We start from the raw sequence: 24,301 nt of genomic DNA on the forward strand, positions 1-24,301 counted from the left end.
CAAAACCGGGCTTTGCCCGGTTTTTTAAGTTTCAATGTGTCAATTACCAGCCGGCATTCTGTTTCAGCTGCCCCTGGCTTATCTGGATATCCTTTGGCGGAATAGGCCAAACGTTATCCCTCGCCGGGTCAAAGTTACGAGCTTTCCACACAACTGAACCATCCGAACCATGTAACGGTTTTGCGTAAATTGTCTGCGCATCGCCCCAGCGTACAAGGTCGAAATTGCGATCGCTCCACTCCCCTGCCAGCTCAACACGGCGTTCATGTTTCAGATTAGCCATGGTTGCGTTGGTAATTGGGTTTAAACCTGCACGTATACGCACCTGGTTAAGGGCAGCGTCACCATTTTTACCCTGCATGATCTGGGCTTCGGCCTTAATCAGTAAGATCTCTGCATAACGTAATAATGGCACGTTTAAGTCTGTAGAAGGCTCATCGCCGTTAGGGCTTACGTGGATGCCGCCTGCATAACTAAAAGGCTCCATATATTTATTAAACTGGTAACCGGTTAAGCTGTTGCTTTTGCCGCCAATCGGGTAAGTATAAGTTTCTCCGAAATACTGGAAGCTATCGCCTTTTTGAAGGATCGTAGCCGCAAGCCTTTTATCACCGGCCTCAAATTCATCAACCAGTTCTTTTGTCGGTTGAAAATAACCAAAACCATTATATAAGCCCCAGCCTTTATTCTCCAGCATTGCGCCCGGCAGAATGCTTTGGCCATTCAGGCTGCTGGCAATCGACCAGATATATTCTGAGCTATAGTTATTAGCAATCTTAAATACATCAGCATAATTGTTTAGCAATGCGTGCTTACCACTCAGGATAACCGAATCGGCATATTTTTCGGCATTGGCGTAGTCCTTGGCATGCAGGTAAGTTTTAGCGAGATAAGCCAAAGCAGCAGTTTTATGCGCGCGGCCCTTATCGGTTGCGGCAAGCTTATCAAAATAAGGTAATAAAGAAGATGCCTTTTTCAAATCAGCCACGATATAAGCATAATTATCTTTTACCGACGGCAACTGAGCAGGGAAAGCCAGCGCATTAGTACGATTTTGTACAGGGGCACCTTGTTTGTCTGATCCATACAAATCAGCTATCTCCAGGTGCATCACAGCGTGGATAAAGTAAGCCTGGCCCAAAATAAAGTTTTTAGTAGCTGCATCCATGTTGATATTCGGCACGTTGTTGATCACGTCATTGGCGCGTTTCATTACCACGAAGTGCAGCTGCCAGGGCGCATAAATACTGCTTTCATTACCTGTACAGATAAAGTTTTTGATATTTTCCCTGTCGGCAGATGTACGGCCCACAACCATGTCATCACTTGCATTAATGAACCAAAAGAAACCGCGGCCATACATATCCTCGCTGTTGCTTTGTTTTTCGTATAAACCATTGGCAGCCGCCTGCGCATCGGCAGCTGTTTTCCAGAAGTTAGTACTTGTTGGCGTACCGGTTGGTTTAATATTATCTAAAGTGCCTTTTTTACAGCTTTGGGCCAGTGCAATAACCATTACACCCATTAAGCCTTTGCTAATTATATTTTTAAATTTCATCTCTGTTTCTCCTTAATTATGGTTCCTGATTTCTTATAAGCCTACGTTAACACCAACTAAAATGATCCTCGACTGCGGGTACAAGCCTAAATCAATACCGTTTTGATTGATGCCAACCTCCGGATCAAGACCTGTGTATTTAGTAAATGTTGCCAGGTTTTGCGCATTGGCGAAAATGCGGGCGCTACGTACTCCAATTTTTGTTATCAGTGCTTTTGGTAAAGTATAACCAAGGGTTACGTTTTTGATGCGCATGTATGAACCGTTCTCTACATAAAAGTCAGATACGTTACCAAAGTTGCCGTTTGCATCACTTGCAGATAAGCGCGGGATATTGGTGTTGGTATGGGTTGGTGTCCAGGCATTTTTAGCGTCGGTCAGCAGGTTATAGTTTTGGATAGATGCATTTAAACCAGTGTATTTAACCGCATTGAAAAGTTTATTACCGGCAACGCCTTGTAAAAACACGCTCATATCAAACGGGCCGTAGCTAAAGTTTGCTGTAAAGCCATAGCTAAATTTAGGAAACGGTGTGCCGAGGTAAGTTTTATCAGCTTCGGTTATTTTACCGTCATTGTTAAGGTCCTGGAATTTGATATCGCCTGGTTTTGCATTTGGCTGAATAAGCGCACCCGAAGATCCTTTATAATTATTTACCTCATCCTGCGATTGGAATAAACCCGCGGTTTTGTATCCAAAGAACGAATACAAAGAATACCCCTGTTGTAACCATACAGGCACCAGGTTATCCCTTACTGTTGGACCAGAAAGGATGGTTTGCTGACCCGGAAGGATGTTGTCAATTTTGTTTTTGATGTATGATCCGTTAGCTGCTAAATTATAATGGAATTCGCCAACAGCACCCTGGTATTTAACCGCTAACTCGATACCCCTGTTTGTGATTTGACCACCGTTAACAAACGGAGGGTTTGACACGCCATAAACCGCGGCAACCGGCGGTTGGAACAGGAAACGTGTATTTCTTTTCTGGAATACATCGGCAGTAATATTGACCTTGCCATTCATCAGGCCTAAGTCAACACCGATATCGGTTTGCGTAGCTTTTTCCCATTTAAGATTAAGGTTGGCCAAACCATCAACAGCCGAACCGGTAATAGCTGTAGCCGGATTGCCTAAATAGCCCGCAGTTTTACTTAAAGAAACTGAAGTAGGGAAGCTTGGCAAACCTGCAAGGTTACCCGACTGACCGTAACTTGCCCTTAACTTAGCAAATGACACCAGAGCATCGGTAGGAAAAAATGATTCCTTGCTGATTAACCAGCCTGCAGATACACCAGGATAAACTTCAGTGCGGTTTTTACTTGTTAACAATGAAGTAGCATCACGACGGATGATACCGTTGATAAAGTATTTACCTGCATAATCATAACCGATCCTGCCCAGGTATGAGATCAAAGCAGATTCGTTCTTGTTGCCTTGTAGCGGTACGCCTGTTGGGTTAAGGCTGCCGTTGATGATATAACGATAAGCAGGATCTTCGCTCAGGTAGTTATCAGTGTTAACGCTAAAAAACTCCTGGGTATCATTCTGATAAGTATAACCTGCCAAAGCACTCACATGGTGATTACCAAAAGTCCTGTCGAAGTTTAAGGTCTGTTCGGCCAGGATGGTACGTGTATTGTTTTGCTCCTGGAACAGGAAGTTATCAAAAAACTTTTTGCCGGGCTCCAACACCCTTGTGCTAAAGTTTTTAATGGTTTCAGAGTTTTTAGTAATCCCCAGGTTTGAGCGGAATTTTAAACCTTTAATCAGGTTTATTTCAACATACGGGTTAACATTGAAGCTGTTTACAGCATCGCTGTTATCCAAACGCTTTAAATAAGCAACCGGGTTAATAACGTCGCCGTATGAACCTGCGTATTGGGCTGGCACACCACCAAAGCTGCCATCAGCATTATAGATAGAAGCGTTTGGAGGGTAAAATATAGCTGATAAAATAGCACCTGTATAAGCGCTTGTAGTATTAGCTCCTTGTCCGTTGTTATAAGAGTAAGAAAAGTTCTCGCCTATCTTTAACCAGTTATTGATCTGGTGATCAGAGTTTACACGAAAGTTATAACGGATAGCGTTAGTGTTTAACAGGATAGCATCATTTTTACGATAGCCGCCCGAAATATAGAAAGTGGATTTTTCGCTGCCGCCGCTAATATTCAGGTTATAGTCCTGGATGTGACCTGTTCTAAACAAAGCATCAGTCCAGTTAGTGCGGGTAATGCGCGAATCGGGGTTTACAGTTGCATCAAATGCCGGTAAACGGGTTTTGCCTGCATTATCATAAGCTGTGTTGATAGCATCTGCATAATCTGCGGCGTTTAAAGCCTGTAAAATCTTCAAAGCATTTTGAACTCCGCCTTTAGCAGTTATTTCAAGATTGGTTTTGCCTTGTTTACCATGTTTGGTGGTGATCAATATCACACCACCGGCAGCTTTAGCACCGTAGATAGCAGCATATGAATCTTTCAATACGTCGATAGACTCGATATCTGAAGGATCGATCGGGCCGCCATTGTAAATAGTACCATCAACAACCATTAGCGGGCCTTCATTGTTAAAAGAGCTTTGACCGCGTAACCTGATGCTTGGGCCCGAAGTTGGGTCACCACCTTCGTTCAAAACTGTAACACCGGCAATTTGTCCCTGCAGCATTTCGGTCACCGAACCCACCGAACGGTCTTTAACGTTGGTTACTTTTAATGACCCTACCGAACCGGTTACGTCGGTGTTTTTTTGCGTACCGTAACCTACCACTACTACAGCATTTAAACCGGTAACGTCAGCCTCCAAAGTAATGCTAAGCGGCGATTGACTGGCAGCAACTTCGCGGCTTTTATAACCAATAAAGCTAAAAACCAGCACTTCGCCCTTTTCAACAGTAATTTTAAAATTACCGTTAATATCGGTTGAAGTAGCGGCGGTTGATGTTTTGCTGCGCACGGCCACGCCTGCAAGCGGACCATCCTTATCGGTCACCGTTCCGGTAACAGTAATTTTTTCGGGGGCGCGCACCATTTTTTTGTGCGAGATGATGATGGTACCATACTTTTCCCGATACTCCAATTGTGTATTGGCAGTTAACGCGTTAAGTACATCTTTTAAGGGTTTGTTTACAAATGAGTTTGCCTTTACTTTTACCGCGGCCACATCATCCATCTTGTAATTAAATGCAACGGTATTAACCGCTTTTTTGAGCTTTTCGAGCGAAGCATCCATGGTTTCATCGGCAAACTTTACAGTTACCGGCTGATCCATCAGTGATGCACTACGTTCGGCCGAAGCATGTACCGGCAATAATGCCGTCAGAGTTGTTACCAGCAATAAAATTGCGGTGATTGATCTTCTTGAAATCCGGGTTAAAGATTTTTCCATACATTTGTTTTTAAAGTGATTAGTAACTGCCTGTTGGCTTTTAGTTTTGGCAGCTACACTTAATTAAGCCAGTGCTTGTTCGTAGCAGGCATTGGTTTCTCTTTTATATTATTATTTAATAATTACCATATCTCCGTTTAATTTATACTTTCGGCCGTCAATAAACTGAAGTATATCCAACACTTGCTTAATACTCAGCTTATTTGAAAACCTTACCGAATAGTGTTGCTGTGCCAGCCGTTTCTCACCGTATTTAAAATTCACGTTATACCGGTTTTGCAGATAAACGGTGATCTCCTTAAATGACACATTATCCAGTATTAACTCATCGTGCATCCAGCTCAGCGCATGATCGGCCATTAGTTCCTGGCGTGTAAAACTTTCATGCTGTTTATTGTAGGTTAGTTGCTGCCGCGGGGTATAAAATCCTAACGTATGGTGTTGATCATGCACCTCAACCTTACCACTGTTCACATAAACCTGCAGATCGCGCAGCTCCTTATAAAATTTAATATTGAACGATGTTCCTAATACCTGGGTGGTAACTTTTGCAGTATGCACCATGAACGGCCTTTTAACATCATGTTTCACATCAAAAAAGGCCTCGCCATTTATCAGCGTTACTTCCCTTTTCGCATCGCCGAAACTAACCGGGAACTTTAACGTAGTACCTGCGTTTAACTGAACTGTGGTACTATCAGGCAGCATTACCTGTTTCATACTACCTTTAGGGGCAGTGAGTACCTGGTAAGCAATTGGCTCATTTTTATGGGTAGCCAATTTTGAATAGAACAGTCCGGCACATACAGCAACCAACACAGCTGCAGCAACTTTTAACCAGACAGTATTTAACCTGCGTACTTTTCCTTTACCTATGGTTTGCTTTTCTATACGTTCCCAAAGCGGTTGCTTAAGGGCTTTAATCTTATCACCGGCTTTGACATCCGTATCGAGGTTGTGCATTAATTGCTGTAAAAGCAGTAGTTCGTCGTCGGTGCATTTACCAGCGTTAAACTTATGGAGTAGTCTTTTTATTTCTTTTTGGTTCACCTAACAGGAGCTTTATACCTGATAAGTGACCGGGAAAAGAAGAGTGTACTATAAGCGTTTGAAAAAAATTATCAGCAGCAAAAAGCGGCCGTAATTGTCAAAAGGGATAACGTTATAATATTTCTGTACGGATTTTCTTAACCTGCTTAAGGCGTTGCTGATCTGGTTGCGCACTGTTTGGTGTGATAAGCCTAAAAACTCGGCAATCTGCGGGCCGGTCATGTCCTGCTCACGGCTGCACAAATACACCTGGCGCATCTTTTCGGGCATATCCGCAATTTCCTGGTTTATCAACAGGTGCAATTCGGCAAGGGAAAGTTTTTGGTCGGTGGTATGCTCGTAAGTTTCCTGTAATTCGGAAACATCATCTAACGGGCGTGGCTTGCTGCTTTGCTTTTTATACCACTTATAGCTCATGTAATTAACAGAAACCATGAGGTAGGCTTCAAGCGCACCATTTACCTGGATAGTATTGCGATTTTTCCATATGGAGAGGAACAGCTCCTGTACCATATCCATCGCTTCATCCTCATTTTGTGTTTTCTTTAACGCGAAAGCAATTAATTTATCAGCATAACGCTCATAAATTTCCCTGAATGCCCCATCATTACCGCCCTGCAGTTCAAGTAAAAGTTGTGCATCCGAATATTGTTTCACAAGGGGTATTTTTATGGCATCAAAGTAACGGCACGAATGTTAAGCTAAATTTAAATATATATTAATGCTTTAGAAAACACCGGCTAATAATTGGCACTATTTTTTTTAAAATAGATTTTGATCCCAAAATAACTTTTATTTCTCAAACAAACCTATATCTTTGCAATTCATCTGATGATTTACAAATGAGCAAAATTATTAAAAAATCGCTGGCTGAGGAGATTGCCGGGAAACTGAAAGAGCAGATAGCCGGGGGCAGGTATCAAATCAATGATAAACTCCCTACCGAACCAGAGCTCATGGCCGAGTTTGGCGTTGGCCGCTCAAGCATTCGCGAGGCAACCAAAAGCCTGGTACAATCGGGTCTGCTCAGGATTCAGCAGGGTGCCGGAACTTTTGTAGAGCGCACTACTGCTAATCCGGAGCCAATGGAGGCCCGTATTAAACGCGCCCGATCACAAGATCTTGACGAGGTAAGGCAGTTACTGGAGATGAAAATAGCGGAAAAAGCCGCTATAAACCGCTCACAGAAGGATATTTTTACCATGAAAAGCCATTTGGAAACCCGGAAAAGAACTGCCGAAGCCGGGCTGCTGGAAGAATGTATTGATGCCGATGTTAAATTTCATATTGCTATCGCGGAAGCATCAAAAAATGAGATCCTGAGCGATTTATATAAAACGGCGGCAGTACACCTAAAAAACTGGTTCACTGAAATCCACCCCGATACGCGCACTTTTATCGAAACCCAGCACCTTCATGAAAAGCTCCTGAAAAACATTCTCGATTGCGATTCGAAACAGGCCTGGAATACAGCTATGGAGATTCATCAATATTAAAAAATTTAATCAAATTCATCCGATGATATAATGTTTTATAATTTAATCTGTCACTAATGGAATCTACATCATCAACAACTATCATCCCCGAACCTAAAAAATTGGTTCAGCAAACAGTGTATTCAATTTTGTTTACGATAAGCCTTGCACACTTTATCAATGATATGCTCCAGTCGGTTATACCGTCTATCTATCCGCTTATCAAGCAACGGTTTAGTCTTAACTTTACCCAAATAGGGCTAATCACCTTCACCTATCAAATTACCGCTTCTATTTTGCAGCCATTTGTAGGCCTTTATACCGATAAAAAACCCAAACCATATTCATTGGCAATTGGCATGGGTTTCACTCTATCCGGACTGATGCTTGCCTCTTTTGCCGGCAACTTTTATATTATGCTGATGGCCGTAAGCCTTATTGGTATTGGCTCATCCATATTTCACCCGGAGTCATCGCGGGTAGCACATTTAGCATCGGGAGGTAAAAAAGGACTGGCCCAATCTATTTTTCAGCTGGGTGGTAATGCTGGCAGTGCTATTGGCCCGCTGCTTGCAGCTCTTATCGTGATCCCTTACGGACAATCAAACGTGATCTGGTTTTGCCTTATCGCTTTCACCGGGATTTTGGTACTGTTGCGGATTGCCAAATGGTATGCCGAACGCCTCAGTTTTAATGCAAAAAACAAAAATGCTAAAGAAACCGTTCAGTTGAATATCTCCAAAAGGAGGGTAATATTCTCCCTGGGTATTTTGCTGGTGCTTATATTCTCCAAATATTTTTACCTGGCCAGCATCACCAGCTATTATACTTTCTTCCTGATCAATAAGTTTCACTTAAGCATTCAGCAATCACAAATTTATCTGTTCATGTTTTTAGGTTCGGTAGCTGCCGGAACGCTTTTCGGAGGACCATTGGGCGATCGTTTTGGCCGTAAGTACATCATCTGGATTTCAATATTAGGCGTAGCGCCCTTTACCATGCTCCTACCCTACGTGTCATTGTTTTGGACCGGCGTTTTATCTGTATTTATCGGGCTAATCCTTTCATCAGCATTTTCGGCCATCTTAGTTTACGCAACTGAGTTGGTACCAGGAAAAGTCGGACTGATAGCGGGTTTATTCTTCGGCCTTGCCTTTGGAATGGGCGGTTTAGGCTCCGCAGTGTTGGGTAAAGTTGCAGATATGACCAGTATCAACTATGTATTTAAGATCTGCGCTTATTTGCCGCTGATAGGTATTTTCACTGGTTTATTGCCCAATATTGAAGGAAAGAAGATGGTGAAAGGCTAAGGTTTAAGCAAAATCCCGTCTTGAGAGGGGCGCGGAGTAACGAGCGATAGCAGGGGTGGTTTCTACGGTAGACTTATCAAAACAGAAACACACCCCTCCACCCCTCTCAAGAGCATAGCCGTTAACTTAAGAGGTTGCTTCAGCGTAAATGCTTCAAAATCCCCTCTCGAGAGCATAGCCGTCAATTTAAGCGAAAGCAATAAAAAAGAGTTTGTTTTTTTGAGATTGAGGGCAGAACGTAGTTTGCCCGTAAAGGCAAACTTTATGTATTTTTGCTCTCATAGTTTTATTTCTATTTTTTTGAAAGGCAGATCGGTAAAGGGTTCTGCCTTTCTCTTTGTTTACACCTAAAGATAGCATTTAATATATTGATTATCAAATAATTATTACAATTTCCTCTGTTTTGAGCCGTCCTTTTTTCTGCTCTTTAAGCAGTTTGTAAAACGGAAGCTGTTCGAGCATATCCAGCCACTTACTGCTTAATCCCCACAATTGCAGCCTTAGCTCCTGCATACCTGATGCTATAAAACTGTGTACCTTGAGGATACTTACCTCGCCGATCTTACCGATTGACATTGTTATCTTCCAGCTTAACATAGCCCATAATAGTTTGCTGTAAAGTGCACAGGTGATACGGTGGGTATTTCCTTTAGGCATCTGATGGATCTTCAACGATGATTTCCAGCCTTTGAACACCAACTCGATCTGCCAGCGGAGATGATAGAGTTTCCGGATCAGTTCGGCACTGTAAGTGCTATCCAGGTTGGTTACAATGAAATTAAAGCCTGCTCTGAGCTTGAAAAGCGCTGTTGTCTGATGGCCTTTCTTTTTGTTGTATTTATCGGTATGGCTTATCCGGTTGTTTTTTATTTCATCACTTACCGGTTCAATAATCATCCGGACAGGTAGCTTGTCTTTTCCAATATAAACTAAACCGTCAAATGCTTTTCCTGATTTTTGTAAAGCGGTCAGGTCCAGCTCCTGGTATACTTCATTACGCAGAATGTGTATCGATGTTTTGGGGCTTAACTTATTGACAAAGAATGCCTTCTTTTCGATAATGTTGCTCATATAAGCAATATGGCTATAACCCAGGTCTCTCATGTATAATACACCCGGTCGAATCATCTGCTGATCGAGGTGGCTTTCTTTCTGGTCATTGCAATTGCCCGGTGTTAGCCTGATATCACAACTTCCACTTTTGATCCCAAACTCAAACTGCAGGGCCGCGCCAGCTTTTATCCCGCAGCCTTTTGTCCCCGGATAAACATCCGCCATTGCCTCCGGTAAGGCAAAACGTGTGGAATCTTTGATGTTGATCTCAAGCCCTTGTATCTCTCTACAAGGCAATTCTATCGCTAAAAGTCGCTCCAGAGCCCCTTTGATAAACTCCGTCAGCCCTTCATTATACTTTTGATGCAGGGCCTGTTTTGATATATTAAGTGAATGCCTTAACATCAGCTGCATACTCATGCCATTAAATGATTGATTGCTGTCAAATAGCAGCGTATCCAGAAGATCTGATCCGCTTATCTTCCTTAAACGTTTGATCACTCCCGTGTTTTTAGCAAGGGTATCAAGAAATCCATGGTCAAATAATTCCGCTTTTAAGCGTCTAAATAACCCTGTCAGGTTTGGTTGGCCGATTCTTGCTCTTAAAAATTTTTATACTACTCCTTAAATTGACGGCTATGCTCTCAAGAGGGGAATCGCACAGTCCCCGGCTTTTACCCCTTAGATTGGCGGTTATAATTTGTAAACGAACGCAAGGAAAAAATAAAAGAACCATGTCATTGCGTAGCGTGGCAATGACATGGTTTCTTCCTCTTATAATTCCCTTACCCAGATATTCCTATAACTAATCGGTTCACTTTTATCACCATGGGCCTGCAATTTAATTGGTGAAGCGCCATGTTTACGATATTCGGGCTTGCCTATATAAGGTGTATCCCCTATCAGCGATGTATTGCTTTGAACCAGCACACCATTATGAAATGCCGTTACGCGAGCCGCTGATTTCAGTGAACCATCTTCGTTAAAACGGGGTGCTGTCCAGATCACGTCATAGGTTTGCCACTCGCCAGGTTTACGGCAGGCGTTAGCCAGTGGAATAGCCTGCTTATACAAGCTGCCCACCTGCCCGTTCACATAGGTTTTATTGTTATAGTTATCAAGCACCTGTAACTCGTAACCACCGGCTCCCCATGGCAAGGCTGCCAGGAAAATACCACTATTACCACGAGCTTGCCCACTGCCGGTTATGTTTGATGGAATGCGATATTCTATATGCAACTGAAAATCCATGAATTTACGTTTAGTTTGGATATCGCCTGCCGTTTTATCTACCGTAATAATTTTATCATCCACCTTCCATTTATGACTTGATGTACTGTCGTTGGTGGCTACCCATTCATCGAGGTTTTTGCCATCAAACAAAATGATAGCATCAGAAGGTGCATCTCCCAAAGTTTTGCCCGGGGTAACTACAGCCGGCACCGGCGACCAGATCTCGGTATCCTCCGGCTTGGCATTTTGCTGCGCGAATGTTACTAATGAACTACCTGCTAATAAAGCAGTGAAAATAAGTTTGCGTTTCATTTTTAAAACAATTGATCGGGTTAAATAATCAGATAACTAATTCATGTTTAGCTGAAAGCATAAAGCTAAAGGCTGAAAGCTTTTAAGACAGGGTCTTTAGCTTTTTGCTTTAAGCCTTCGGCTTTCAGCTTCTTTAAATTTTATTTAGCGAGCGATTTGATCCATAAAGCTATCTTACGGGCATCTTCCTTAGGAACCTGCGGCATCGGAGGCATAGGTGTTGAATAATCGGGCCAGTGCTCAGGCTTAGGGCTATGGATCAACTGGATAAGCTCAGCTACGCTGTATTTCCGCTTAGCAACGTCAACATATGCCGGGCCAACCTGTCTTTTTGTAGCGTTATGGCACGAAAGACAGGTATTTTTCAGCAGGATCGGCTGTACCTCGGCATAAGTAGGAACCGCGTTTAACCCAACTACAGATTTTACTGTCGCAGCTTTTTTACCGGCAACGCCTTTTTTCAGATCGGCCGCGGCTGCAGCTTTGGCGGAGTTTATCGTACTTACCTCCGTCATGGAAAGTTTTTGCCCTTCGGGGATATTATTCAACGTATAATAAGCCGTTGGGTGAACTAAATTAAAATAGTTTTCCTTATCGCGGATACCTGCAAGCGTAATGGTGTGGATATAATATTTACGCAGGTTATTCACAATCAATCGCGCTTTTAAACCATCTGCAGATACCTTCACACCTGCTATCGGGCATTTCTCGGTATTTACCGGCGGGCTGCCATATACGCCATGGTATTTATAGATATAGCTTTCTACAGAATATGAAGCTATATCCTCAGCTACTTTCTTATCAACCGGCTTTGTAAACTCTATCTCAAAACCATCGGGCATTGCACGGATAGCACGCATCTCAAACGGAACTTTGTTGTTCCATACCAATCGCTGCAAGCCCATAGTGGCCTCCCCGGCAGATCCCCAGCCACGGTTGGTTTCGCCTGCAGCCAATGAACCATCAGGTAACCAGGCCAGCCTTACTATGCCCGATTGGAAACCGCTTCTAAAAGCCCAGGCCGCGCCTTGGTATTCGCCGTTAACCTTCTCTAAAAACACCCTGTCGACCATACTTTGGCCCTGGTCGCAGATCAGTAATTGCCCGGCAAAAGGGCCGAATGCGCCTTCCGGGATTTTAACAATTTCGGAGTTGGAGATTCCTAAGATCCCATGCGGTAACCAAACCGCGGGCAGTTGTAATTCAGGGATTTCCTTTTTAGCCTCAAACTCCGTTTTAAATTTTTCATTAACAATATCCTGCGGCTTTACTGGTTGGCCGTTTTTATCAAATTCTATCCTCGGGTTGTTTTTGGCAAAGAATTGCTCGGAAGTGAGTTTTAGCGGCGAGTTAGGCAAACCCGTCCAAACCAGGCTTGAAGGATGCCCCATAAAAGCTCCTTTTTTGATCGGCATGATACTACCTGAACCAACCCAGTCGCCCTGGTTATCTGAATACCAAAGTTCGCCATCAATCATGCTGATACCGCAAGGCGAACGCAAGCCTGCCGCCCATGGCGTAACAGTGCCATCTTCCTTAATATTTAAAGCCCAGCCCCGGTAAGGCACAAAGCTTTTCGGGTGCCACCAATCGGGCGGGAAGCCAAGGTTTAAAGTCACAAAGAATGAGCCATCGGGCGCTATTTTAGGCCCGAAGCTATACTCATGATAGTTACCAGATAATGGCCATGCATAAATAGTTTCAAAAACATCGGCCTTACCATCCATATTGGTATCAACCAGCTTGGTCAATTCGCCGCGCTGAACAACGTACAACGCACCATCTTTCCAGGCCGCACCTAACACCTCGTGCAAACCCGAAGCAAACTTGCGGAAAAACGGATGCTGACCGGTTGGATTTTCGACCATAAATATATCTCCGCGACGGGTAGTTACCGCCAGGGTGCCATTAGGCAGCGTACACAAACCGCCAACTTCCAGGATAGTACCCTCAGGCGCTGGCACTTTCATGATCTTAAAAAAATCATCTTCTTTAGGCGATTCGGCCTGGGCAAAAGTATTTTTGATATCGCTCAACAGCGCGATAATTATAAGCGTAAATAAAAACGTGCCCTTGTTTATCATTTGTTTTAAAGTATTGTTCATGATCAAGGCAGCTTAAAAAATGATAGAATAGGTTAATTTCTTTTGAATGGGGATGATGAGTTCCTGCTTTCCTCCCGCATCCCGAACAATAGGTTTGGCGCCTGCTGCATCATCAATACGGATATAGTAAGATTTATCGTCAATGACATATAATCCATTGCCAAGCGTTTCGATATTGCCCGATGCCAGGTGATAAAACAGACCGTCTACTGCATTGGCAAGTGTTACTTCCCGGTGAATGCCCTGGCCTTTATCCATCACACTGCTGGCATCATTTACCGAAGTGCCATAAATATTGTACTTAAATGCAGGAACATCGTCGGCATTCAAAACATAGCCTTTGGGCCTGTATCCTGTGCCGGCAGTATCCAAAGCCCAGGCGGCATTTGCATCGCTCAGCTTTTCGATAGCGGGGACAGGTTTGCCAAGGTATTGTACAGAACCAGCCGGGCGCGATGAGCCATCGCCCCTGTCATGCCACATGGGGGTGGCATCTAAGAAACCACCACGCCAGAGTTCAACAATCATTCCTTTATCTAAATCGTAAGTGTAATGCAACAGTTCAGGGCTGCCTACATTTACACCATGGGTAACCCTGATACCTCCCGGTAAATCAGAAAAGCTCCGTAATACAGTATTTGAAGTTGCATTAATCAAAATAGGATCAACAGGATCATTGTTGCTGACATTGGCATCGCTCAATAAATACTCGCGAATGCCCGGGCCTGACACCGTAAGCCCTAAAGCCGGCCTGGCCCATTCGACAGTTTTTGAGTAGAGTAATTCAAACGGATGATCGCCGGGCTGTAACTGGGCCTTGCCCTCACCCTTGTTTTCGGTTAACGTAACCGCATCAACTCCGTCAATACGCAACTTGCCTTTACCACCCGGTACATTTAGTTTAAAAACGTATTCACCAGCTTCTTTAATTTGAATATTGCCAGTATAACGGATTAGGAAATCATTGGTAAGCTTACCCTGGTTTGATGACAATACGGGCGAAGTTCCGTCTGATTCGGGTTTTAGTTTCTTATAACTATCTCCCTCAATAACCCCATCTTTATAAACCCCGTATTTCAGGTTTGAAATTGCAGGGTGAGGCTTGTCAAAACTGGTTATCCTGATATTCCTGAAAGCTACCGGGCCATGATCACCCTGCAAACGTAGCGGACCAATTGCCGCTTCCTTATTGTCAAAAGCTCCGCGGGTTGGCCCGGCAAGCTCAACATTATCCTGGATCAAAACACCATTGAGCCAAACGTAAAGGACCTTGGCGTTGCTGATCTTTTGGCCGTTGCCATCAAAGCGCGGCGCCTGGAACGAAATTTTCATGTGCTGCCACAAACCCGGCGCACGGCTGCCATTTTGCCTTGGCGCATGGCCATCGTAACCTTGCTGACCTTCGGGCTTGCTATCGTCCCAGCGTTCATAAATGCCACCATTATCTCCCGATTTAGGGTTCACCGTTCCCCAGCTATCTAAAAGCTGAATTTCATAACGCCCCTGCAAATAAATACCCGAATTTGACCCCCTGGCCATCATATAATCAAGCTCCAGATCGGCATCGCCATAAGTGGTTTTGGTAAACAGGTCTTTTGCGTCCTTTTTGCCGGGCAGGTTTACCAAAATCCCGCTACCATCTTTAGTGGTTAAAACTTCATCCTGCGCAATATCAGCCTGTGCGCCGGCTGCTACTTTCCAATTGGGTGATGGATTATCAAAAAAAGAAAGATCAGTAAGAGGTACCGTGTTTTGCGCCCTGAGTTGCTGGCAACCCAGCAGGCAAACACATGCTATCCAAAACTTTTTTCTGCCGAAGAGCTTAGGAGATTGATTAAAGCAATGCATTGATTTTTAATTATAATATGGTTTATTGGCTAAAGCGCATAACAATGCGGCCTTATATTAGCGACGCAAGATAATTAATTTACGCAATCGATTACGAAATATTTTAATCAATTTCCGGTGTAATTTCACCCGATGGTAAAACACCTAATTTATAAGCCTTTGATTACCCTTGTCATCAAAAACTGTAACGCTTAATATTTTGTCATTAAGCTGTATAAACCTTGCCGACTGCGATAAAAAAGATGAGCCAAAATAAAATTCCTGCCTTGAGGTATTGCCGTTCTTATATTTAATCAGTGCATAAACATCATTGGCCTTAACCGGGATAGTTTTTGTTTTATTTTCTGATCTGAAAACTTTTAAAACATCTTTATGCTGACTGGCGGCCAATATCACCTGCCCATTTTTATCACGGAACTTAACCAGGGCCTTACCATCCCCCGGAATATAAATACCGCTTTGCATAATGCTTAATGGCTTAAAGTTGCCTTTGCCGTCACCTTTCAGCATTAAACCGTTAAGCGCATCATAACGCCCGATAGTAGCATCACTGCCATAATCGTTGCCATTGATAACTACATCGAGGTTTCCATCCCCGTCAAAATCACCGGTTTCCATACCGTTTAATACCGATACCTGGGCTTCAACCGGCAGCGGGATAGCTGTAAATTTACCATTGCCATCATTCCTTAAAAAACATGATTGTAAGGTATTAGCTTTCAGCCTCAACGCGCCGCTCCTCTGTTCGGGTGAAAGCACCTCGTCCATAGTTGCCAAGGCGTACGAGCGATAATTGGTAAACTTTTTTCTCATGCTGATCATTTGCTTCAGCATATCATCGCGGCCGTACATTGGGTACTCTTTTTTGTCCCCGTTTTGATCGGGTAGGAAAATAGACGGAATCGCGCTGTAGATGCCACTTTTATCAAATTCTTTAGCTGTAATGTAAACAGGATATTGGTCACTGGCTTTGATCAGGCTATTCTCGCCCAAATTCCCGACAATATAATCCGTGCGGCCGGTATGCCTGAAATCGCCGGCCACCAATGAGTTCCACCAACCCAGCTTATTGCCCAGGCCGGATTGAGCTGTGGTATTAACAAACTTACCATGTTCATTTTTAAGGAATGTTACCGGCATCCACTCGCCGGCCATGACCAGGTCGGGCCAGCCGTCGTTATCATAATCGGTAAACAGGGCATCGCAAATCATGCCTATGTTTTTCAAAGCCGGGGCTACCTGTGCTGTAACGTCCGTAAATTTTGCATGACCATTTTCACTATCGTTCCGCAAAATAAAACTCGAAACCGGGTTGGGGTATTTCCATGGCTCAACTCTTCCTGATACAAACAGGTCGGGCTTGCCATCTTTATTATAATCACAAGCCCGTACGCAAAGTTTACTGGTGAGGTTTGAAGGTAAAGCATCAGCAGTAGGCGTAAAATTGCCTTTGCCATCATTGATATAAAGCCTGTCCTGATATTCAGGGCCATTTGCTGCAAATTCGTAACCTCCACTGGCCGCATATAAATCAAGCTTACCATCACCATTGGCATCAAAAAGCAACAAACCTTCATCTTGAAAATTATGGGCAGGATTAATATTGCCTGTCAAGAGGTCCCGGCGGTTAAATTTGCCATCGGGCATCTGGAAAAAGACCTGTGCCTGATCATAGGCTGTACCACCAATGATCAAATCATCAAAACCATTGCCGTCGATATCCCCCACAGCTAAAGCCGGATTATACTCAGAAAGTTTGTGCGGCAGTAGTTTCTGGATATTAAAATCAAGAAAACCGCTTCCCTTGTTGGTATAATGGATTCCTATGGAATCTGTTACTTCTTTAAATAAGGCGTTCGCGGCTATTTGCGGCTGAACCAGGGAATAAGGGTCCTTAGCGTTTTTTATATCAACCTTTATTAACTGATCTGCTTTTAGTTTTGTCAGCTTTTCTCTTTTGCCATTCGGCCATTTGATCAAAACCGAATCTATTGTGGTAACTTTACCCAGACCGAAATGCGCTATACTTTGTACCGATGAAATATATCCCCGGTAGGGATCATTTTCATATACCTGTGTCTTATCCTTATCGTAAAATATCTCGGCCGTAGCACCTAAACCATTAATATTTTGCTTATCACCTTTAAAGCTAATTTGCAGGTAGTGGGTTTTATCAAGCTTATTTTTATCGTCACGCGATGTATTGCGGTAAACCAGTGCTTCGTCATTGATATTATTAACAACCATATCCATGGCGCCGTCGTTATCCAGATCGACATATACGGCCCCGTTTGAAAAAGTTGGCAGGTTTAGCCCCCAATCCTTGCTCACATCGCTAAAGGTGAGATTGCCGTTATTCACAAAAGCGTAATTATGCAGCTTAATTTCGGGGACCTGATCTAAAACTTTTTGTTTGGAAGTAACGGCATAAGCCTGGTCACGGTAAGTCATAAAGTCGTGGTCAGACACATCCTTAGGGAAGCCGTTGGTTACGATCATGTCCCGATAGCCGTCATTATTAAAATCGGTGATCAGCGGTGTCCAGCTCCAGTCGGTTTGGGCGATGCCACTTAAAAAGCCTATTTCGCTAAAAGCGGGGGTGCCAATAGCACCATTCTGCCCTAAACGCGGGCCCTGGTTTAATTGCAGGGTATTGCGTACGTACTGGTATTGTGTACCATAAATATCAAAGTTTTGATAGGTTTGGTAACTATTAGGACCGAGGATCATCTTTTTGCGATAGTTGTCCTCCGGATTCATGTCCAGTTCAACAACATCAGGCAAGCCATCGTTATTGATATCGATAACATCCTGCCCCATAGCGTTGTAGGATGTGTGTTTAAAATATTCTTTGGTACGATTGGTAAAAGTACCATCATGGTTGTTGATGTACAGGATGTTGTTTGATATAAAATCATCCGATACGTAAATGTCTTTCCACCCGTCGTTGTTAAAATCGACTGTTGTGGCTGCATGGCCGTAGCCATCCAGGTTAATACCTGCCTGTACGGATACATCATGAAACACGCCATGATGTAATTTTTCATTCCAATCGTTACGGTACAACCTGCCCCGGCTATGATTTGCCGTATAATTTGAGTTACCGAATAAATTAGGATTGTAACTTGCCGTGGCGCTGTTCACAGTAAGGTACATATCCAGGTCGCCATCATTGTCATAATCGAAAAAGCTGGCCATGGTTGATTGTGCCCCTGCTTCCAGGCCATATTCTGAAGCCTCATCTTTAAAATGAGGAATACCATCGTTGCCTTTCCCCTGGTTAACGTATAGTATATTCCGCCTTTTCAGCGAATCTTTGGTAATGGTATTGCAAATGTAAAGGTCTGGTAAACCATCATTGTTGATATCAACTACCGCAACACCTCTTCCCCATCGGCCCGCGCCATTTACACCCGCGGCATCGGTAATATCATCAAACTTAAAATCACCTTTATTAAGATATAGCTTACTTGCCACCATATTACCCGTAAAGTACAAATCGGGCAGGCCATCGCCATTAAAATCACCAACCCCTACGCCCCCTCCATTATAAATATTCACCAGGTCTAACGGGTTTATAGAATCGTTTTCGATGATCTCATTTTTAAAATGAATGCCCGAATGAGATGATGAAACCTGCTGAAAAAGTGAAGGCTTTTTACAGGCGAATAAGGCAGATGAACATAGTATAACGATGGATAAAATTTTCTTCATCGACAAAATTTACAATAGTAAAAGGGTTTCTCCCGATTGGAAGAAACCCTTTTAGCAAGATAAACAATATTAATAGCCCGGGTTTTGAGTTAAATTGGGATTAAGGCCAATTTCAAACTGAGGGATAGGATACAATTCGCGACCGGCAGGTATAGTTACGCCGTACACATTCTTAACAAATTCGGTAGCTACACCGGCTCTCCTCAAATCATAAAAAGTTGAATATTCACCAGATAATTCATGCCTGTATTCACTGTAAATCATTTGTAAAGGATCAGTTATGACTTTGCCATCGCTAATGAAAGTTAACGGTGCTGAGCCGCCAAAAGCACGGTCACGAACCAGTTTCAGGGTAGCCAACGCACCAGCGGCATCGCCTGTGCGGGCCTGGCATTCAGCCTTGCTTAACAAAACTTCGCCATAACGTAACAGTATCTGGTTTTGAGCACCAAATATGGTTTGATCGCCTGAGTTACCTACCAATGTAGGGTCTCTCCAGAATTTTTCGTTGTAATAACCGGTTCTCAACTGCGTGTTATCAGAACCAACCCAAGGACGTGTTTTTGTACCGCATGTGTTGATGATCTTTCCATCATCACCTGTATATTTTGCTTTAACAGCCGGGTCGGTACTTGCAAAACCGGCAATCACTAAAGGATATGATTTTATGCCTCCCCTTGCTTTGATACCCGGGCTTGGGTTTTCATCGCCGGGGCCTATCACGGTGGCAATTCTGCGCAAATCTCCAGTCTGGAAAGAACCAGCCAAAGCCGAGTTGGCATAATCATAACCAAAGTTGGTTACCTCTTCGGGCATACCAAAAGTGCTGATCCATGCCACTTCATTACTTGCGCCCCAGCTTTGGGTTCCTGCTACATCAAATTGTACCTCGAAAAGTGATTCGGCATTATTTTGCTTGTCGTATTCATTTACATCAATGAAGTTAGGAAGCAGGGTATATTTTCCTATTAACTGGTTGTATGACGCTAATGCATCGGCATATTTTTTAAGCCACATTTGTGCTGCACCCAAATAACCCAGGGCAGCCCCTTTAGTAGCACGGCCAGTTTCTGAAGTTGGTAAATCTTCCTTCCATGGCAATAAACCGGTAGCTGCTGTAAGGTCAGATACTACTTGCGTAAATACCTGATCTTGTGTACTACGTGCCGTTAAACCAAGGTTGGTACCATCTTTCAACTCCAAAGGAACACCACCAAAACTTGCTGCCAGGTAATAGTACGTCATTCCTCGTAAAAAGTAAACTTCGCCGGTCAGCCTATCGGCAAGGGCCGCTGTTAAAATGCCCTTGGCTTTCATTTTCGCAATGATAGGCAAAGCAGAGTTTGCACGGGCAATTCCAACATAAGCGCGTGTCCAGAAAACTTCGATAGCACCAAAGGTTGAAGGAATTGCATAGGTGTTGTAAAAACGATCCGCACCCCAGTTAAAAAAGTCGTGCGACTGAAAGTTGGCATAATACCAGATAGATTTCTTTAATAAGTCCGCATTTTGATACGTATCATAAATTGCATTAACAAGCGCTATACCGTCTTCAGGCTTATCAAATAAAACCTGTGCTGTAGGATTCTGAGAATCTGTTTGATTCAAGAATCCCTTTTTACAGCTTAACGGGAGTAACACAGCCAGTCCTACTGACAATATGTATATATATTTTTTATTTATTTTCATGTTTTACTGTTATGTTAAATGTTAGTTAAAAAGTGACATTTAAACCTAAAGTGTAAAATTTAGAGGAAGGATAAGTTCCCAGATCTATACCTGAAGCCGTTGGATTGGTGGTCGATACATTATTGTTATTCGGATCCGTCCCGGTAGCTTGTCCAATTTCAGGATCAAGCCCGGTATATTTGGTTATTGTGAACAGATTTTGAGCTGCTATATAGAAGCGGATCTTTGTAACAGAGAACTTTTTAGTTAAAGCGGATGGCAATGTGTATCCTAAAGTAACATTGCGCAAGCGCAGGTAACTGCCATTTTCCACATAAACGCTTGATGCAACGTTATTGGCACTGATATCGTCATTATAAGTAACCCTTGCATAACGATTTGATGGGTTAGTTGGCGTCCAGCGGTTTTGATAATATTGTAAACTAACATTTTCAACACCTACAAATCCCGGCGCCTGGAAACTTTCCAGGTTACGTTCCTGGTAATTGAAGATCTTATTGCCATAGCTTCCGTAAAAGAACGCGTTAAAATCAAATGCCTTATAAGAAAGATCAATGTTCATACCTCCATAAAACTTGGGGATCGGGCTTCCCAAACTAACGCGGTCATCAGCAGTGATCTGGCCATCGCCGTTTACATCTTTAAACTTACGATCGCCCGGTTTAGTTGGCTGGGAAGCTGTACCCTGATAATGCCCTGTAGGCGATTTTGAATCTAATGCGGTTATCTCTGCCTGGGTTTGAAATATCCCTAAAGCCTGGTAACCATAAAACTCGCCTACCGGCTGTCCTATATTTGTTTGGCTGAAGGTTGACCAACCCATTGCATTTAATGGCAGGTTAACAAGGTTTGTAATAAACTTAGTATTCTTATTGATACTCAACAACTTGTTGCTTACTGTAGTGATGTTAACACCAATCCCATAATTAAAATCCCTTACTGAATTCCTGTAGTTAACAGCAAATTCAAACCCTTTATTACTTATACTACCCACATTTTGAGCAGCGCTTGTAAAACCTGTTTGTGCCGGGGTAAGGATATTTAATAAGAAATCTTTAGAATCCTTTTTATAATAATCAACAGTTAGCGTAAGCTTGTTGTTTAAAAAGGCGGCATCCATACCAATATCTGTTTGTTTGGATGTTTCCCATTTCAAATTGGTATTATCAAGGTTTAATAAAGCTAAACCATTTTGATAAGTTTTATCAAACGGATATCCTACGTTAGTACCTGAAGCGGCTGGCCCGCCTGATGTATAACGTGCTAAATACCTGAATAAAGGAATACCTGACTGGTTACCTACTTTACCGTATCCACCTCTAAACTTTAGATCTGATAACCAGTTAACATCTTTTAAAAATGATTCTTCTTTGGCTTTCCATGCTATCGAACCAGAGGGGAACACACCGTATTGATTTCCCTGGTAAAATCTCGAAGAGCCATCCCGGCGCACCGTAGCAGTTAACAGATACCTATCTGCAAACTTATAACTTACCCTGCCAAACTGCGATGCAAGCGTATAGGTCTGCTTTCCACCATAGGCAACAAGATTTTTAACCTGCGATAAGTCCCTGATGGCGTTACTTGGTAAATCATTACCGCTGCCACCAATGTTTGTAACTGTATTGCTTTGCTGAGACACACCACCAACAAAATCAATACTGTGTTTGCCAAAGGTTTTAGTGTATGAAATGGTATTTTCCCATAACCACTCATAAGTGGTGCTTGCATTTTGCGAATAAAAGCTGATGCTGCTTTGGTTGCCTACACCATATTGCTGAATTGCACGGGTATCAGACGGCGTAAAGTAATGGCTGGAAAAATCCGTAGTATTGATACCAAAGCTTGTTTTAACTTTTAAACCCTCAATCAAAGTAGCTTCTAACGAACTATGACCCAGGAAATAGTTTGTCGCGTTTTTTGAATCCTGTGTTTCAATGGTATAAACAGGATTGTTCCAGCTTTTAGTGTAGATATTTACAGGGTTATAGTAACCGTAATTGCCATTGGCATCTTTAATTTGATCGGTAAGTTTGTTACCTGTTATAGTAGGGATCAGTTCACTCAGTTGTGACAAAGAACCTGTTCCGAATGGATTGTTACTATTTTGCCTTGAAAATACAGCGCTTGTGGATGACTTTAACCATTTGTTAATGCTATAATCAATGTTTGTACCTAAGTTTATTCGTTTGAAATATGAACCTAATACAATACCTTTTTGATTATAATACCCAACCGAGAACGCTGACTGCACTTTATCATTACCACCGCGAATAGCCAAATTATAATTTTGTTTTAGTCCCTGGCGATAAACTGCGTCTTGCCAGTCTACACTCCGTAAAGCTGATGGATTGCTCCACTCCGGCAATTCTGTAAATCCTTCATTAGCATGAACTTCATTAGCCAACGTTGCCCATTGCTGTGCGTTTAACACCTTATATGTTTTGGGCCTCGATTGAAGCGAAGCATATGCATCAAGAGACACCTGCGCACCCCCATCTTTTTTTCCTTTTTTAGTAGTAACAATTACAACACCGTTTGATGCACGAACCCCATAGATAGCGGTAGCTGAAGCATCTTTAAGAATGTCAATTGATGCAATATCATTTGGATTGATATTATTAAGGCCGCCGGTAATAGGATAACCATCAACAACATATAAGGGGTCGTTATTCGCCAAACTGCCTATCCCCCTGATCAATACACTAACGCCGCCACCCGGTGCACCGTCATTGTTGGTAACCTGTACCCCTGATGAACGCCCCTGTAAAGCCTGATCTAAAGCGGTAACAGGCACTTTAGCAATTTGCTCGGCAGTAACCGAGCTAACCGAACCCGTTAAATCTTTACGCTTAGTAGTACCATAACCCACAACAACTACCTCGGTCAGTGTTTTATTATCGGGCACCAGTGATACGTTAATAACCGATCTGCCGTTTATTGCAATCTCCTGGTTTAAGAAGCCAACAAAGCTAAAAACAAGCGTTTCATTACTCCCTGCAGTTATTGAATAAGTACCGTCGGCCTTTGAACCCGCAGCCTGTGTGCTCCCTTTTATCTTAACGGTAACACCCGGCAAAGGTAGTCCGTTGTCCGAACCGGTGATCTTACCGGTAATCAGTTTACTTTGGGCATGCCCCGACAGGCTTATCAACACGAATGATAAACTTGTACAGATTAAAGCCACAACTTTTTTGATACGTAGTTTTCCTCTCATACGTTTTACTTTAATTTGTTAAAATTGGTTTAACGCATATAATCACTTTTTAACAATTATTGCCAGGAGAGATTATATGCTAAGTAAATGTAGTTAGACATAACAATCGATTGTAATACGATATGAGTGGTTTTTTGTATTATTTTAACACAAGCAAAAAAACGCTTAATTTTTAATTAATAATCTATAAATCAACATCTTAAAAAACAATAAAGACAAAAACATGCAATAAACCAGCAAAATCTTGTTAAAATAGTATCCGTTAACGTTAAATATTGCTCAGTTTATAAATGTTATTTTAACAACAATTTCCATTGAAATTGAAAATCATGCTCCGGGGAAAATAGCTT

The 24,301-nt window shown here is 42.8% G+C and carries 13 protein-coding genes; 2 read left to right on the forward strand and 11 right to left on the reverse strand.

The window, feature by feature from the left end; translation table 11 throughout:
• Positions 1-43: 43 nt before the first annotated feature.
• From MusilaSJ_RS06640 to MusilaSJ_RS06655, 4 genes are all read right to left on the reverse strand, one after another.
• Positions 44-1,558: a RagB/SusD family nutrient uptake outer membrane protein gene (locus MusilaSJ_RS06640; protein WP_274989255.1), complete on the reverse strand. Its 1,515-nt coding sequence runs from the start codon at positions 1,556-1,558 to the stop codon at positions 44-46.
• 33 nt (positions 1,559-1,591) lie between these two features.
• Positions 1,592-4,945, reverse strand: coding sequence for a SusC/RagA family TonB-linked outer membrane protein (locus MusilaSJ_RS06645; RefSeq protein ID WP_274989256.1), 3,354 nt, complete (start codon positions 4,943-4,945; stop codon positions 1,592-1,594).
• A 111-nt stretch (positions 4,946-5,056) separates the two neighbouring features.
• Complete coding sequence (locus MusilaSJ_RS06650; RefSeq protein WP_274989257.1) at positions 5,057-5,995, reverse strand: FecR family protein; 939 nt, start codon at positions 5,993-5,995, stop codon at positions 5,057-5,059.
• A 48-nt stretch (positions 5,996-6,043) separates the two neighbouring features.
• Positions 6,044-6,652, reverse strand: a complete 609-nt coding sequence (locus tag MusilaSJ_RS06655) for an RNA polymerase sigma factor (RefSeq protein WP_274989258.1) — start codon at positions 6,650-6,652, stop codon at positions 6,044-6,046.
• A gap of 185 nt (positions 6,653-6,837) precedes the next feature.
• Between MusilaSJ_RS06655 and MusilaSJ_RS06660 the strand changes: the two genes are divergently transcribed.
• Both MusilaSJ_RS06660 and MusilaSJ_RS06665 read left to right on the forward strand, forming a co-directional pair.
• Positions 6,838-7,491 carry a FadR/GntR family transcriptional regulator gene (locus MusilaSJ_RS06660; protein WP_274989259.1) on the forward strand — a complete coding sequence of 218 codons (654 nt, stop codon included), beginning with the start codon at positions 6,838-6,840 and terminating at the stop codon, positions 7,489-7,491.
• A gap of 56 nt (positions 7,492-7,547) precedes the next feature.
• Complete coding sequence (locus tag MusilaSJ_RS06665) at positions 7,548-8,780, forward strand: MFS transporter (protein ID WP_274989260.1); 1,233 nt, start codon at positions 7,548-7,550, stop codon at positions 8,778-8,780.
• A 375-nt stretch (positions 8,781-9,155) separates the two neighbouring features.
• Here MusilaSJ_RS06665 and MusilaSJ_RS06670 read toward each other — a convergent pair whose 3' ends face one another.
• From MusilaSJ_RS06670 to MusilaSJ_RS06700, 7 genes are all read right to left on the reverse strand, one after another.
• Positions 9,156-10,427, reverse strand: a complete 1,272-nt coding sequence (locus tag MusilaSJ_RS06670; RefSeq protein WP_342457030.1) for an IS4 family transposase — start codon at positions 10,425-10,427, stop codon at positions 9,156-9,158.
• Between the two features lie 180 nt (positions 10,428-10,607).
• Positions 10,608-11,378 (reverse strand): 3-keto-disaccharide hydrolase, encoded by a 771-nt coding sequence (locus tag MusilaSJ_RS06675; protein ID WP_274989261.1) that lies wholly within the window; start codon positions 11,376-11,378, stop codon positions 10,608-10,610.
• Between the two features lie 140 nt (positions 11,379-11,518).
• Positions 11,519-13,483 carry a c-type cytochrome gene (locus tag MusilaSJ_RS06680; protein WP_274989262.1) on the reverse strand — a complete coding sequence of 655 codons (1,965 nt, stop codon included), beginning with the start codon at positions 13,481-13,483 and terminating at the stop codon, positions 11,519-11,521.
• Between the two features lie 12 nt (positions 13,484-13,495).
• Complete coding sequence (locus tag MusilaSJ_RS06685) at positions 13,496-15,331, reverse strand: 3-keto-alpha-glucoside-1,2-lyase-like domain-containing protein (protein WP_274989263.1); 1,836 nt, start codon at positions 15,329-15,331, stop codon at positions 13,496-13,498.
• Positions 15,332-15,475: 144 nt separating this feature from the next.
• A complete protein-coding gene (locus MusilaSJ_RS06690; RefSeq protein WP_274989264.1) occupies positions 15,476-19,045 on the reverse strand; it encodes a VCBS repeat-containing protein in 3,570 nt (1,189 codons plus the stop codon).
• 69 nt (positions 19,046-19,114) lie between these two features.
• Positions 19,115-20,653, reverse strand: coding sequence for a RagB/SusD family nutrient uptake outer membrane protein (locus tag MusilaSJ_RS06695; protein ID WP_274989265.1), 1,539 nt, complete (start codon positions 20,651-20,653; stop codon positions 19,115-19,117).
• 106 nt (positions 20,654-20,759) lie between these two features.
• Positions 20,760-23,951 (reverse strand): SusC/RagA family TonB-linked outer membrane protein, encoded by a 3,192-nt coding sequence (locus MusilaSJ_RS06700; RefSeq protein ID WP_274989266.1) that lies wholly within the window; start codon positions 23,949-23,951, stop codon positions 20,760-20,762.
• Positions 23,952-24,301 lie beyond the last annotated feature (350 nt).

Source organism: Mucilaginibacter sp. SJ, from assembly GCF_028993635.1.
Lineage (GTDB): Bacteria > Bacteroidota > Bacteroidia > Sphingobacteriales > Sphingobacteriaceae > Mucilaginibacter.